The sequence below is a fragment of the Spirosoma migulaei genome (assembly GCF_054776855.1).
Map to the genome: position 1 here is coordinate 21,217 of NZ_BAAHBG010000002.1, position 14,788 is coordinate 36,004.

The 14,788-nt window shown below is 45.6% G+C and carries 10 protein-coding genes; 8 read left to right on the forward strand and 2 right to left on the reverse strand.

The features are described 5' to 3' along the window. Positions 1-32 precede the first annotated feature (32 nt). On the reverse strand, positions 33-1,076 hold the full coding sequence (pdhA, locus tag ACYVGO_RS01215) for a pyruvate dehydrogenase (acetyl-transferring) E1 component subunit alpha (protein ID WP_460966954.1): 1,044 nt from the start codon (positions 1,074-1,076) through the stop codon (positions 33-35). A gap of 216 nt (positions 1,077-1,292) precedes the next feature. Between pdhA and recF the strand changes: the two genes are divergently transcribed. The 6 genes from recF (at position 1,293) to ACYVGO_RS01245 (ending at position 10,857) form a co-directional block, all read left to right on the forward strand. Further along, positions 1,293-2,429, forward strand: coding sequence for a DNA replication/repair protein RecF (gene recF, locus ACYVGO_RS01220; RefSeq protein WP_460966956.1), 1,137 nt, complete (start codon positions 1,293-1,295; stop codon positions 2,427-2,429). 28 nt (positions 2,430-2,457) lie between these two features. Next, a complete protein-coding gene (locus tag ACYVGO_RS01225) occupies positions 2,458-3,849 on the forward strand; it encodes a glycoside hydrolase family 140 protein (protein ID WP_460966958.1) in 1,392 nt (463 codons plus the stop codon). A gap of 221 nt (positions 3,850-4,070) precedes the next feature. Next, the gene (locus ACYVGO_RS01230) at positions 4,071-4,685 is read left to right on the forward strand and encodes a TetR/AcrR family transcriptional regulator (RefSeq protein ID WP_142776480.1); all 615 of its coding nucleotides are present in this window, start codon (positions 4,071-4,073) and stop codon (positions 4,683-4,685) included. Then, positions 4,672-6,051, forward strand: a complete 1,380-nt coding sequence (locus tag ACYVGO_RS01235) for a TolC family protein (RefSeq protein WP_460966960.1) — start codon at positions 4,672-4,674, stop codon at positions 6,049-6,051. The genes ACYVGO_RS01230 and ACYVGO_RS01235 overlap by 14 nt, the downstream gene beginning before the upstream one ends. A 106-nt stretch (positions 6,052-6,157) precedes the next feature. After that, the gene (locus tag ACYVGO_RS01240; protein WP_142776482.1) at positions 6,158-7,288 is read left to right on the forward strand and encodes an efflux RND transporter periplasmic adaptor subunit; all 1,131 of its coding nucleotides are present in this window, start codon (positions 6,158-6,160) and stop codon (positions 7,286-7,288) included. A 134-nt stretch (positions 7,289-7,422) separates the two neighbouring features. Continuing rightward, positions 7,423-10,857 (forward strand): efflux RND transporter permease subunit, encoded by a 3,435-nt coding sequence (locus ACYVGO_RS01245; RefSeq protein ID WP_142776483.1) that lies wholly within the window; start codon positions 7,423-7,425, stop codon positions 10,855-10,857. Positions 10,858-11,163: 306 nt separating this feature from the next. Here ACYVGO_RS01245 and ACYVGO_RS01250 read toward each other — a convergent pair whose 3' ends face one another. After that, positions 11,164-11,958 carry a carbohydrate-binding family 9-like protein gene (locus ACYVGO_RS01250; RefSeq protein WP_460966963.1) on the reverse strand — a complete coding sequence of 265 codons (795 nt, stop codon included), beginning with the start codon at positions 11,956-11,958 and terminating at the stop codon, positions 11,164-11,166. A gap of 139 nt (positions 11,959-12,097) precedes the next feature. On the opposite strand from ACYVGO_RS01250, the gene ACYVGO_RS01255 reads away from it, so the two are divergent. Together ACYVGO_RS01255 and ACYVGO_RS01260 are read left to right on the forward strand one after the other, a co-directional pair. Further along, on the forward strand, positions 12,098-13,420 hold the full coding sequence (locus ACYVGO_RS01255; RefSeq protein WP_460966964.1) for a hypothetical protein: 1,323 nt from the start codon (positions 12,098-12,100) through the stop codon (positions 13,418-13,420). A 76-nt stretch (positions 13,421-13,496) separates the two neighbouring features. After that, positions 13,497-14,780 (forward strand): metallophosphoesterase, encoded by a 1,284-nt coding sequence (locus ACYVGO_RS01260; RefSeq protein WP_142776486.1) that lies wholly within the window; start codon positions 13,497-13,499, stop codon positions 14,778-14,780. Positions 14,781-14,788 lie beyond the last annotated feature (8 nt).

Genomic DNA, 14,788 nt, shown 5'->3' on the forward strand with positions numbered 1-14,788 from the left:
GCTGAAACATAGCATAGGAAGTAAGGAAAGAATTATTCCATCAGGAATGGATAATCCTTTTGCATGTAAACATCTTTGAATGCTTCTTCGGCAGGTGGGAAAGGAGACTCCTCTGCAAACTGAACAGCCTCATCAACAGTAGCTTTTATTTTCTGGTCAATGGCAGCTAAGTCGTCTTCAGTAGCAAATCCTTTTTCCAGAATAGCGGCTTTTACCTGCTCAATGGGGTCACGCATCTTGTATTCTTCTACTTCTTCCTTTTTACGGTACTTCTGGGGATCAGACATGGAGTGGCCCCGATAGCGATAGGTACGGAATTCCAGAAAAGTTGGGCCTTCACCAGCACGAGCGCGCTCAGCAGCCCGACTAACTGCTTCGTGAACCGCTTCAACGCTCATAGCATCAACCGGTTCAGAAGGCATATCGTAGGCTTCGGCCAGGGTGTACAGGTCAGTTACATTGGATGTACGAGCTACAGATGTTCCCATAGCATAGCCGTTATTTTCAACAACGAAGATGACGGGTATTTTCCAGAGCATCGCCATGTTGAAGGCTTCGTGCAGCGCACCCTGACGTACGGCACCATCGCCCATGAAGGTGATGCAAAGGTTTTTAGTCTTATTGTACTTCTCCGCAAAACCAATTCCAGCTCCCATTGGGATTTGCGCACCGACGATACCATGTCCACCAACGAAATTGACCGACTTATCGAAGATGTGCATAGAACCACCTTTGCCTTTTGATGAACCGGTTTGTTTCGCGAACAATTCAGCCATGATCGCTTTAGGATCGGAGCCCAGGGCAAGTGGAATGCCATGATCGCGGTAAGCAGTAATCCACTTGTCGTCTTTGGTTAGGGCAGAATAGGAACCTGAGGAGCAAGCTTCCTGACCTATATAAAGATGGCAGAAACCCCGGATTTTTTGTTGACCATACAATTGACCGGCTTTCTCTTCGAACTTCCGCTGCAACTGCATGGATTCATACCAGTACATATACCGCTCTTTGGGATGCTGCGTTTTCGCGGCTGCCGGAGCCTTACCATTTTGTTTGGATTTCTCTTTGACGCTTGCCATGAGGAATGAAGTTCGATAAAATCAATAATCGCTGCCTGGCAACCGGCCACCGAAGCGCTGAGCTGTCAGAGTGGTTCCAACTATATACAGAGGCTGTTTCTACTAACAAACCGACCGTATCTTTGTTGCCAATATCAATTGTTCATTCAAATTGGTAATTGATTGTTGCAATTGACTGCCGCGAAATTACGCATTATCGCGTTACACGCTATACCTATGCACCTCGAAAAACTGAGCCTGACCAATTTTAAAAATTACGAAGATAGCCGGTATGTGTTCGGGCAGCAGGTAAACGTGATTGTTGGGCCGAATGGAAGCGGAAAAACCAATCTTTTGGATGCCATTTATTTTTTGGCTCTCAGCAAAAGCGCTTTCCAAAGTCAGGATGCTCTTAGTATTCAGCATGATGCCGACTATTTCATCATCGACGGGGTTTTTGAAGAAAATGATCGTGCTACTACAACAGGCCGTTTGGTACAGATTACAATAAGCTTACAGCGGGGCCAACGGAAGGTGCTCATGGCTGATAAAAAACCGTACGATCGACTCAGCGACCATATTGGCCGATTCCCGGTTGTTCTAATGGCGCCTAACGATACCGATCTGGTACGAGAGCATAGTGAGGATCGGCGACATTTTTTCGATGGTGTACTTTCTCAACTTGATTCTGATTATTTACGAAATTACCTGATGTACCAGCAGGTTCTAAAGCAGCGGAATAGTTTGCTCAAACTTTTTGCAGAGCGGAGCCAGGTGGATAATGACTTATTGGATACCTACGATGAGCCCCTACTCGACCTTGGTCAGAAAATCCACGATCGACGAAAGCAATTCGTCGAGGAGTTTTTGCCCGATTTTCGCAGCCACTACGCCTACTTGAGCGATGAGCGTGAACGTGTTACAATTGTGTATGAATCAGAAGTGAGCAACCCGAACTTTGCGGATGAGTTTCGGCATTTTCGTCGACGCGACACAGTATTGCAACGAACCACAATGGGTATCCATAAGGATGATTATGCATTTCTGATTGGTGAACGAGAGGCCAGGCCAGATGGCCCCGCACCCGTATTACTGAAGAAATTTGGCTCACAAGGACAGCAAAAAACATTTGTAATAGCCTTAAAGCTGGCACAGTTCGATCAATTGCAGGCCGAAAAAGGAATCAAGCCGATTCTTCTATTAGACGATATTTTTGACAAACTAGATGACCGACGTATTGGTAAGCTCATTCAGCGAATGGATGAGGGCGCATTTGGTCAACTTTTTATCACAGATGCGCGGCCAGAACGCACGCGTGAGTTGCTCGAAAAAGTACAGGCTGATGTGAAATTTTTTGAGATTATCCGTGATTAGATTGACTCTCTAAGCGACTTAACTGCTTATGAGAAAGATCGTACATATAGTTGCACTCTTGCTGGAGGTGTTAAGTGTTTTTGCACAGAGTTCCTTCAAAAATGGGCCTCTGAAGGTTTCAGATAATCACCGTTACCTGGTCCATCAGGATGGAGCCCCGTTCTTTTACATGGGTGATACGGCCTGGGAGTTGTTTCACCGGCTAAATCGCGAAGAAGCGGATCGATACCTCAAACGAAGGGCTGAACAAGGATTTACCGTTATTCAGACGGTAGCCCTGGCTGAATTTGATGGCCTGAATACTCCCAACGCGCTTGGCGACAAACCATTATTGAACAATGACCCAACCACGCCCAACGAAGCGTATTTCAAACACGTCGATTATATCGTAGATAAAGCTGCCGAGAATAATCTTGTTATTGGTTTCCTCCCGACTTGGGGCGATAAACTTTTTAAGAGTTCATGGGGTAATGGCCCTGAAATATTTAACCCAAAAAATGCACGTACCTATGGCCAATGGCTGGGTAACCGCTACAAAAATCGGCAAAATATAATCTGGATTCTGGGCGGAGACCGTACTCCACGCGACGGCTCTGAAGATGTAGCCACCTGGCGAGCAATGGCCGAGGGTATCGAAGCGGGTGTAGGCGGAGCAGATAAAGCACTGATGACATTTCACCCGCAACCCAACTCGATTCAGGATGGTGGTTCGTCAAAGTGGTTTCATCAGGATTCGTGGCTTGATTTCAATATGCACCAGAATGGCCACTGCCGGGATACACCAGTTTATGACAAAATTACAGTCAGCTATAATCGTACCCCTACCAAGCCGACCATGGATGCTGAACCCATTTATGAAGACCATCCGGTTTGCTTTAATGTAAAAGACCTCGGAACATCCAATGCCTACGACGTTCGACTATATGCGTATCTAGATTTGTTTGCCGGAGCACATGGACATACGTACGGTTGTCATGATATCTGGCAGATGTATAGTGCCAACCGTCCTGCTGTTAATGGTCCACATATATACTGGCAGGAAGCATTGGAACTGCCAGGTGCCAACCAGATGAAGATTGTTCGTCGGCTGATAGAATCCCGCCCGTTGCTTGATCGTGTCCCCGACCAGTCCCTGATTATTGAGAATAACTATGCGCCCGCAGAGCGTATCCAGGCTACTCGGGGTACCGATTACGCGTTTGTGTATAGCGCGGCAGGAAAGCCTTTTACGGTTAACCTGGGTAAGATTTCAGGTCAATCGGTAAAGACACACTGGCTCAATCCCCGAACGGGCGAAGCAAAAGACAGCGGCACCATTCCTAACAAAGGCCAGCAGAAATTTACTCCCCCATCAAGTGGCTATGGCCAGGATTGGGTACTTGTACTGGATGATCTGGCTAAAAATTACCCAGTTCCTTAACGCCTGAATTGTATTCAATCGCTAAACGCTGATAAACTCTGTTTGTAGCGCATAAGCAGGCTAGCCTATCATCAAAAGCCCGACAAACTAGCTAGTTCGTCGGGCTTTTTGGTTGTTTTACTCCGCTATTTAGGCCGTTCATCATATTATCAAAAATTAACAGGAAACTCAGAACTATATTTGAGTTTCCGTAGTTCACCTAGAAAAAGTTCTATTATTAAATGAAAGAACGGATTCTAGCAGAGGCTGAACGCTTGTTTTGGAAGTATGGGGTACGATCCGTAACGATGGAGGATATAGCCCGCCAGCTTGGTATTTCGAAGAAGACAATTTATCAGCATTTTACGGACAAAGAGCAGATTCTATACCAGGTAATACAGGATAAAACCGGTCGAAATCAGTCAGAAATGGACTGTATGGCAATAGAGACCGATAATCCAGTTGAAGAAATTCTAGGCGTCCTGAATATGATGCGAAATCATGCAGATCAGGTAAGTCCGAATCTGATGAACGACATAAAACGGTATTACCCTCAGGCATTTGCGCTGTTCAGACAGTATAAAGAGGGACATATTATGCGGTCAATTCTTGAAAATATCCAAAAAGGTATTTCTCAAGGTATATATCGCCCAGACATAAATCCAACCATTTTAGCCCGGTTACGGGTCGAACAAATCGAGTTAGCATTCAACCATGAACTCTTTCCATCAGACCAGTATTCGATGCACGAAGTACAGGCTGAACTGATGCACCACTTCGTGCGGGGAATGCTGACAGACAAAGGCTTTACCATTTACAACCAGTACGTTAATCAATACAACCATGAGGTTAAGTAATACCCAAAAAACAGTACTTATCTGGCTTCTCACACTACTGAGTAGCACAGGACCGATACTGGCTCAAACCAAACAGGAATTCTCGCTAAATGAAGCGATTAAGTTTGCTGTCGAGAACAATATCAACGTGAAAAATTCGGGGCTGGATGCACTAAGTGCAGAAGGTCGGATTCAGGAATTACGGGGAGTAGCCCTACCACAAGTAAGTGTAGCCGCATCAGTTACGGATAACCTGATTATTCAACGGGCTTTTTTACCTGCTAAGTTTTTTAACGTGAACGCGGCCGACAGTGATCCTCCAATTGCTGTTCAATTTGGCGTTGCCTATGCAGGCAGTGCAACCGGTACGCTAAATCAACTTTTGTTCGATGCTTCGTATCGGCTGGGGCTACGTGCCGCTGATACCTACCGACAACTGGCTCAAAAAAATGTAACAGCCTCAAAAATTAGTGTAGCTGAGCAGGTTGCAAAGGCGTATTATGGTGTACTGGTAAATGAGCAACAGATCAAATTACTTGACCTAAATATTGCCAGGGTAGATACACTGTTTAGAAACACACAAGCGCTTAATAAGCAGGGGTTTGCCGAAAAGATCGATGTAAGTCGTCTTGAAGTGCAGGTTAATAACTTAAAGGCTGAGCGTCAGAACGTAAAAAACCTGGTTGAGCTAAGCTATTATCTGCTCAAGTTCCAGATGGGCTTGGGAATAAACGATAATATTACGCTGACAGAACAGATTCAGGACATTGACCTTGATGCCGTTGAACGAACGAATATGCAGGCAGCCACTGAGTTTGATTACAATCAACGAATTGAGTTCTCGACCTTACAATCGCAGATTCAACTGGCTGATCTGGATGTTCAGAGTGTTGCAAAACAATATTATCCGAGACTCACCGCGTTTGCCAACTATGGCTACAATACAGGTCGTAATAAATTCAGTGAAGTAATTGGTTCACCCTGGTTTAATTCGTCTGTGATAGGAATTAACCTGTCAGCTCCAATTTTCGATGGTTTTCAGAAGAAATACCAGGCGCAGCAGAAGCGGTTTACATTGCAGAAAGCGCAGAATAATAGTCAGTTGCTGAAAAATTCGATTGATCTGCAAATTCGCCAGTCAACCATTACACTTGGTAATAGCCTGCAAACATTACGCACTCAAAAGCGAAATGTTGAGTTAGCACAGGAAGTTGCCCGTGTAACCAAAATCAAATATCAGGAAGGCGTTGGTTCAAACATTGAAGTTTTGGATGCCGAGAATTCATATCGGCAGGCCCAAACAAACTACTTCGCATCCTTATATAACTTCCTGCAAACCAAAGTTGATGCCGACAAAGCGAATGGAAAGCTTTATATAGGGAATTGAAAATAATTCGCTTTTTCGAGCTATACACTATTGATAGTGAGTATTAAAGGAGTTGTCATGTTTGAGTACAACCTGAATTTTAAAATTAAAATCGTAATCAGTTAAGATGAAACCATACTACGCCATTGCCCTCGTGAGCTTATTAGCTGCCTGCTCACAGGAGAAAAAACCGAATGACCTGCAAGGGAAACGAGAGGAACTTGCCCAGTTGAAGTCGCAGCAAACGGAATTGACCACAAAAATCAAAACGCTCGAAGCAGAGGTTGGTAAGCTTGATCCAAAGAAAGAAGAGAATGTCCGGGTTAAAGACGTAACGGTAGCTCCACTGGCAGCCAGTACATTCCGGCATTTTGTGGAATTACAGGGGTCTATCGATGCGAAAAACAACGTGCTGGTCTCGCCAAAATCGGGTGGAGTTGTTACAGCCGTTTACGTAAAAGAAGGTGATCAGGTGCGGGCTGGACAGCCTATTGCCAAAGTAGACGACCAGCTTTTGCGCGAATCGGTGGCTGAACTTAAAACACAGCTTTCGCTTGTAAATACGGTTTATGAAAAACAGGCTTCTTTGTGGAAACAGCAAATCGGGACCGAGATACAGTATCTGCAAGCGAAAAATAACAAAGAGTCGCTCGAACGCCGATTATCTACCCTTAATGCACAGTTGAGCCAGTTAACAGTAACGGCTCCTATCTCGGGCGTGGTCGATCAGGTTATTGTAAAGGTTGGCCAATCTGCTGCTCCAGGTATGGGGCTGGTCCGGGTTGTGAACCTGTCGCAACTGAAGGTAGTTGCTAAAGTAGCCGACTCGTATTCAGGAAGTGTTCGAAAAGGTGATCCGTTAACCATTGAGTTTCCAGATTTGAATAAAACTCTGAACTCACGTGTATCGTTTGTGGCAACCATGGTCGATCCTGCTACCCGGACTTTTACGATTGAGGCTCCCCTACCCTCCGATAATGCCCTGAAACCGAATATGCTGGCTCGGATTAAAATTAACGATGCAACGCAGGCAAATGCCATTGTGATTAATCAAAACCTGATCCAAAGTACAGAAAATGGACAACTGGTTTACGTTGCTGTGAATGAAGGAGGCAAAAAGATAGCGAAGGCTAAAACCGTAAAAACGGGTCAGTCGTACGGTGGTAAAATTGCCGTTACGCAAGGATTGAGCGCGGGTGACCAGATTGTTACGGCTGGTTATCAGGATTTAGTTGACGGACAACAAATTAATTATTAGCCCGTAGAGACGCATCCTTGCGTCTTCTTCTAACCGGATGGTCGTTTAACCAGATGGTTCTGACTGATTAGTAGAAACTAAAAAAGGCTGACGCATAGGAGACGCAAGGATGCGTCTCTACAAACTACTTCAACATGAAATTTGAACAGTATAAAACCCTCGGATTCACCAACTGGTGCGTTGAGAACCGGACGGCGATTTACATATTCACCTTCCTGATTACGCTTGGCGGGCTGTTCGTGTACAATAACCTGCCCAAGGAGCAGTTTCCCGATATTAAGATACCACAGGTGTACATTAACACTGTGTACGTTGGTACAGCTCCTGCCGATATCGAGAATACGATTAACAAGCAGATCGAGAAGCAGCTAAAGTCTGTTTCTGGCGTTAAACGCATCAAATCTAATGCGTTACAGGACGTATCAGTTATTCTGGTTGAGTTTAACCCAGATGTACAATCTGCCGAAGCCTTGCAACGGGTTCGTGATGCAATTGACAAAGCCAAGCCCGATCTGCCACAAAAGCTAGATGCGGGTCCAACAGCTCAGGATGTTGACTTCTCGGAAATGCCGATCATGAACATCAACATGGCCGGTAACTTCTCACTGAAGCAACTGAAAGAATACGCCGAGGATTTACAGGACGTAATTGAAGGTATGCCTGAAATTAGGCGTGTCGACATCATTGGTGCACTGGAACGCGAAATTCAGATCAATGTAAATTTGCCTCGGATGCAATCGGCTGGTCTGGCTTTTTCAGATATTCAGCAGGCCATTCAGGGTGAAAATATCAACGTTTCGGGTGGTGAATTACCAATTGATGGGGTTCGTCGGACGGTACGGGTAAAAGGTGAATTTACCGATGTTACGCAGCTTCAGAATCTACAGATTCGGACAGCAACTGGTGCTACCGTTCGGCTCGGCGATATTGCGGAAGTACGTGATAACTTCGAAGAGCAACAGAACTTTGCTCGTTTGAACAATAAGTCGGTTGTAACGCTAAACGTTATTAAACGTGCTGGTGCAAACCTAATTTCAGCCGCCGACCGTATCGAGAAAACGATCGACGAATATAAGGAGTCGCGTTTCCCTGAAGGCTTGGACGTAAAAATTACGGCCGACCAGTCGGAGCGTACTCGCGAAAACGTGAATGACCTGATCAATACCGTTGTACTAGGCTTCATTTTCGTGGTATTGGTGCTTATGTTCTTCATGGGCGTTCGCGATGCCATTTTCGTGGGTTTGTCGGTGCCTTTATCTGCGCTGGTTGCTTTTGTTCTGATGCCGGTCCTAGGACCTATGGTAGGCGCAACCTTCACCTTGAATACAATGGTGCTGTTTGCCTTCCTGCTTGGTTTAGGGCTTGTGGTTGATGATGCCATTGTGGTGATTGAAAACTCACACCGACTCTTCAACGAAAACAAAAACTGGAATATCCGGCAGGCTGTGAAGGCTGCTGCGGGCGAGGTATTCGTACCCGTATTGTCGGGAACGCTGACGACTATTGCACCTTTCTTCCCGCTTTTGTTCTGGCCGGGTATTGTGGGTGAGTTTATGAAGTTTCTCCCACTGACGCTTATTCTAACGCTGTTTGCGTCCCTGTTTGTGGCCTACGTGATCAACCCGGTTTTTGCGGTTACGTTCATGAAGCGGCATGAAGACGATAACCATGAAGACAAACAGACATTCGCTGAGATTAAACGGCCACTCATTATTATGACTGTGCTGGCGGGTATTGGCTACGTGATTGATCGGGGTATTGGCAACCTGTTTGTGCTGTTCATTGCGCTGTACGTGTTCAACCACTACGTACTGACACCAAAACTGATTGTGCCTTTTCAGGAACGTATTTTGCCCGCGGTTAAGAATGGCTATCGCCGGTTAATTTCCTGGATATTAACAGGATGGCGCCCAGTTTTTGCAATCGTAGGTGCATTTGGTCTGCTAATTCTGACCTTCTTCATTGTTGGGATTGCAAAACCTAAAGTCCTTTTCTTCCCAAGTGGTGAGCCCGATTACATTTACGTCTATAACGTAATGCCCGTTGGTACCGATGCTCGCGTAACTGATTCTGTGACACGGGTGATCGAGAAGCGTGTGTTTAACGTCCTGGAAGCCAATAAAGCTACCGATATCGTTAACTCCGTGATTTCCAACATTGGTAAAAACGCGGGTGATCCTATGAACCCGGATCGGTCGGCAACTCCACAGAAGTCGAAAGTGACGATTGCGTTCAAACCTAATGAAGAACGGCATGGTATCTCGACGGATTCGCTGTTGAACAAAGTTCGGTTAGCCGTGAGTGGGTTACCGGGTAGCGAAATTTCGGTAGAGCGTGAATCCAATGGTCCACCAACGGGTAAACCAATTGCTATTGAAATTGCGGGTGAGGAATTTGGTGAACTCCAGAAACTGGAAAAACAGGTTCGGCAGAAAATTGCTCAAGCTGGTATTCAGGGCATTGACCAACTAAAGTCGGATCTGATTACTAACAAGCCCGAAATTGTCATTGACATCGACCGCGACAAAGCAGAACGGGAAGGTATTTCGTCGGGACAGGTTGCGCTGGCCATTCGGACAGCCTTGTTCGGTTTGGAAGTATCAAAATTCCGCGATGCCAAAGACGAGTATCCGATTATGGTTCGTTTACAGCAAGATGACCGTAGTCAGATTGACAAGTTGTTGAGTCTGAATGTAGTATATCGCGATATGGTGATGGGCGGCCAATTGCGCCAGGTTCCCATTACATCGGTAGCCAACATTAGTTACTCGACGACGTTCAGCCAGATTAACCGCAAGAATCAGGAACGGATTGTTACATTAAGCTCCGATGTGGTACCGGGCTACAATGCCAACGAGATTGTTGCTCAGATTCAGGAGGTTATAAAGGACATGGATGTGCCAAATGGGTATAAACTCAAAATGGGTGGTGAGCAGGAAGACCAACAGGAGTCGATGAACTTCCTGGTGTCGGCCTTTGGGATTGCCATGTTGCTGATCTATCTAATTATGGCTACGCAATTTAACTCAGTCGTAAAACCACTGATTATTTTTGTAACCATCCTGTTCTCGCTGATTGGTGTACTCCTTGGATTCGTTATTTTCAATAAAGACTTCTCGGTTATCATGTCGGGGGTTGGTATCATCTCGCTGGCGGGTATTGTGGTGAAAAACGGGATTCTGCTGATTGAATTTATTGAAGAGCTACGCGGTCGGGGTGTTCCGTTGCGAAAAGCTATCATTGAAGCAGGCGGCATTCGCCTGACTCCGGTATTGTTGACGGCTTCGGCTGCCGTACTAGGTTTGATTCCGCTGGCATTGGGTATTACTGTTGACTTCGTGGGACTGTTCCGTGATTTCGATCCACACATAATTGTTGGTGGCGATAGTTCCGTATTCTGGAATATCCTGGCCTGGACAATCATTTTCGGACTGACGTTTTCCACAATCCTGACTCTTGTAATTGTTCCGTGTATGTACTGGATCAATGAACGGATTCGGATGAAATGGTTCGGAAAGAAAGATCCTGCGCTTGAGCCTGTTGAGGAACTGGAAGAGGAAATGGCTTAGTAAGTAAGCTTAAAAATGGAAAAGCCGACAACACAATGCTGTCGGCTTTTCCATTTTTAAGCTTTTAAGAATGATGTTTAGCCGTCTTTTAGAGATGGATTAGTACTAATCGAAAAAGCGGCTCAACAAGGTTAGGCCGCTTTCTGTATTCCTATCTAATACTTTTATGCCCTAAAGGTAAGATGGCATTCATATGTATAAGAAGCCAATAGACAACTAGGTGCCAAACATAGATAATCAACCTGTTTTAGTCGATAGATGGATTAAACATATCTCATGTTTTATGACAGGATGGGGCAAGTGTTGCTAGCACTCGAATATAATTTGGCTCCACCGACTGGGCTGATGCGTATCATAAATGCCATGTGGACTCATAACCATAGCCGGGTGTGGTTGAACTTCAATGCCAGACACCGTCAATTTCTGAAATCGGCCCAGAAACATTCGCCATTCATCGCCGGGTTGAGGAGGCAGATGTCGGCCATTTGCCAGCCAGGTCAGGCTATTCCAGGGAATGGCTATCTCCAGAGTCCAGCCGGAATCAATATCGCTATTGTTATTCAACGTACCATCAACATGAACGGCAGTTTCTAAACCAGGCATATCGTAATTTAGAAAAGCCCAGCGTAAGCCACGCGGGTGGGTACCATGCCAGAATGAGGGCCCTGTACGGTCGGCATCTCCGCCAAAGGTCATTGCCTGTGGATGGTGAACATCAAAGAGTGGTACATCAAACCGGCTACCTCGTTGATACGCATCCTTCCAAATGAAAAATACTTCATAGATTGTATTTCGCGCATTTACCTCCAGCTCATAGTAGCAGTCACCCCCATCTATAAACAGTTCAAGATCGTTTTCGAGAAAAATAATTGAATCACGCTCTGTCAAATGCGCTTCAATAAATGGCTCTTCGGCCTGAAAGGCTACGTATAAATGTGTGTCATTCCACAGAATTGCCGATTTAGTGCCATACATACCCTGCTCTCCCGTTACCATGTCCACAAACCGATGGCTCCAGGTGGCATTCTGCCAAACGGATTTTGTTAGGTTTCCATCGATCAAAATAGAGTCTATAATTTTTTTTGCAGTGTACGAATGCATGGTGATCTCTTTCGTTAGCGCTGTAAACCTAAGTGGTAATGAACGATATACGAAAAAATAATTTGGGCTTGACGCCAACCCGGTTGTAGGATTCTGAGCTTAAAGTAAAGTTGATATCTGTCTAGCTTTAACGACTACCATGAAGACAACAAAACTTATCGTAACTAGACTGATTTTAGGGGTATTAACCTGTTCGCTCCTTGTTGCCTGTTCGGGTAATAGCGAAACCGATATTACTACGCCCAGCTACAAATTAATTCCAGCTAAAAAAGTCCTGTTCAACTCCTTTGTTGACTGTAATATGGCCGAGGCCTGGGTGGGTGATACGTTCCGAATTTTTCCGGGTAAGTACGGTGAAGATCCGTTGTGGGGAAACGCGCGCGATCTCAAATATACCGATGGTCGACATGCTGAGGAGGCTTTTGCCAGCAAAGCCAGTGATTTTACGGAGCCGAATATGCCAGCAAATGTAGCCGTCAACACACCAGGCCTGCATGGAGCCGTCTGGTTCGAAACGGTGTATCAGGATCCTGCTGATAAATCGGGTAAGACGCTGTACGCCGTTTATCATAACGAAAATTATCCGGCTACCCTTCCATACGATGCTGCTACAGAAGAAGGTTACAAAAATGAAAAGTGGCCGCAGGGAATAACGGGTCCAACATCGCCTGCAGCCGTTTGCCGCATTGGTATCATGAAGTCGGTGAATGGGGGAAAATCCTGGGAAAACAAAGGTATTTTTATTGAAGATTTACAGCCCCGAATGATTTTGAAGCCTCATAACACCTCAAAAACATTTGCGGGGGGCGTCGGCGATCCGTCGGCGGTGGCAAGCGGGACTTATCTATACTTGTTTTATGGCGAATATGGCTATCCTGGTCAATACAGCGAAAAGGAATATAACCCACAAAAAGAGTGGAGTGGCCAATGCATCAGCGTAGCGCGTATCCCCCTGGCCGACCTAGATAATCCGGTTGGCAAAGCCCAGCGCTGGAACGGTAAGGGCTTCAATGCACCGTACAATGGTGTGGGCGCACCTATCACATCCCTGCAAATTCAGCCTGAAGCGGGCGGTGGACCAGCTTCATCGCCAACAGGTAATTTTCATTGGGGGCCATCCGTTAGCTGGAACACTTATCTGAACTGTTGGGTCATGCTAATGGGCAAAGCAACAGGGCCATCCTGGGCAGGTAGCAGTATCCATATATCGTTCAATACCAACCCGGATTTGGGCGAGGCCATGCAATCGCAGGCATGGACTAAACCAAAGTTGTTGCTTGATAAACCTGGCTATTTCCTCTGGTACCCATCACTGCAACCCATGAACACACCCGACGACGTTGCGAACAAACATACGTGTCTGCGGCTGGGTCAACGGGCAAGATTGTTTGTTAAGAATATCCAACCCAAAAAGAGTGAGTACATGTCGGAGTATATGATTGAGTTTGTGAAGCCTAACTAGGAAAATCAGGTTGCTCATCATCAAACTTTACGGATGCTCATTCCGTTAGGCAACTATGTCCTTCATTTGCTAATTCATGAACCGTACTGCCTTATTTTTTATTCTTCCCGCTATTCTACTTCTGATCGACTGGTATGTTTTTCAGGCTGTTAAAACACTCAGCAGATCGGCCTCAGAAAGCACGCAACGAATCATTGCTATTGCCTTTTGGGGCTTTACAGCACTATCGTTACTGTTGTATATAATTATGCAACTGTTGCCACCTGATTCTATTAGCCGCAACACACGTACCTTTCTCTGGGCTGCTATTGCCATCCCCTATTTCTCAAAGATTTTTGCCGTTCTAATTATCCTCATTGATGATATTGGACGGTTCTTTCGCTGGATTGTTTCTCTGTTCTATAAGCCCGAAGTGCGTGAAGCGGTTGAAGATTCAACCCGACAGACAATACCATCATCAACCGATACCATCACCCGTTCGGATTTTCTGATGAAGACCGCGTTGGTGGTTGGTACTGTTCCATTAGTTGGGTTTACATGGGGTATACTCTCTGGCGCACATGATTATCGAATCCGTCGGATTAAACTCCCCCTTAAAAACCTGCCATCTGGCTTTCATGGCATGACCATCGCCCAGATTTCGGATATTCATTCAGGGAGTTTTTTTAATAAAACTGCTGTAAAAGGGGGCGTTGAGATGCTGCTTGGCCAAAAGCCTGATATCGTCTTTTTTACGGGTGATCTGGTGAACAGCCATGCCGAAGAAGTGAACAGCTATATTGATGTATTTGATAAAGTAAAGGCACCTCTGGGGGTCTACTCAACCCTGGGAAATCATGATTACGGTAAGTATGTGCAGTGGCCCAGTGTCCAGGCCGAACGACAGAACGTGATGAATGTGGTAGCCGCTCACAAACAAATGGGCTGGAACATCATGATGGATGAAAACAAGATACTGGAACAGAATGGCGATAAAATTGCGCTCATTGGCGTTCAAAACCTTGGTTTTGGACCGGCGGCTCTTCGGGCTGGTAATCTGGCAAAAGCATATAAAGGAACAGAAGAATACCCGGTTAAACTCCTCCTTTCTCACGATCCTACCCACTGGGATGCTGAAGTCAATAAGCACTATAAAGATATTGATGTGCAGTTTAGCGGCCATACGCACGGTGCCCAATTTGGCGTCGATCTCGGCGATGTAAAATGGAGCCCAGCGCAGTATTTCTATAAACAATGGGCTGGGTTATACCAGCAAGGTGACCAGCGACTCTACGTAAACCGCGGTTATGGTTATATAGGCTACCCTGGGCGGGTGGGTATTTTACCTGAGATTACGATTTTTGAGTTGATAAAAGCTTGATAGGTTAA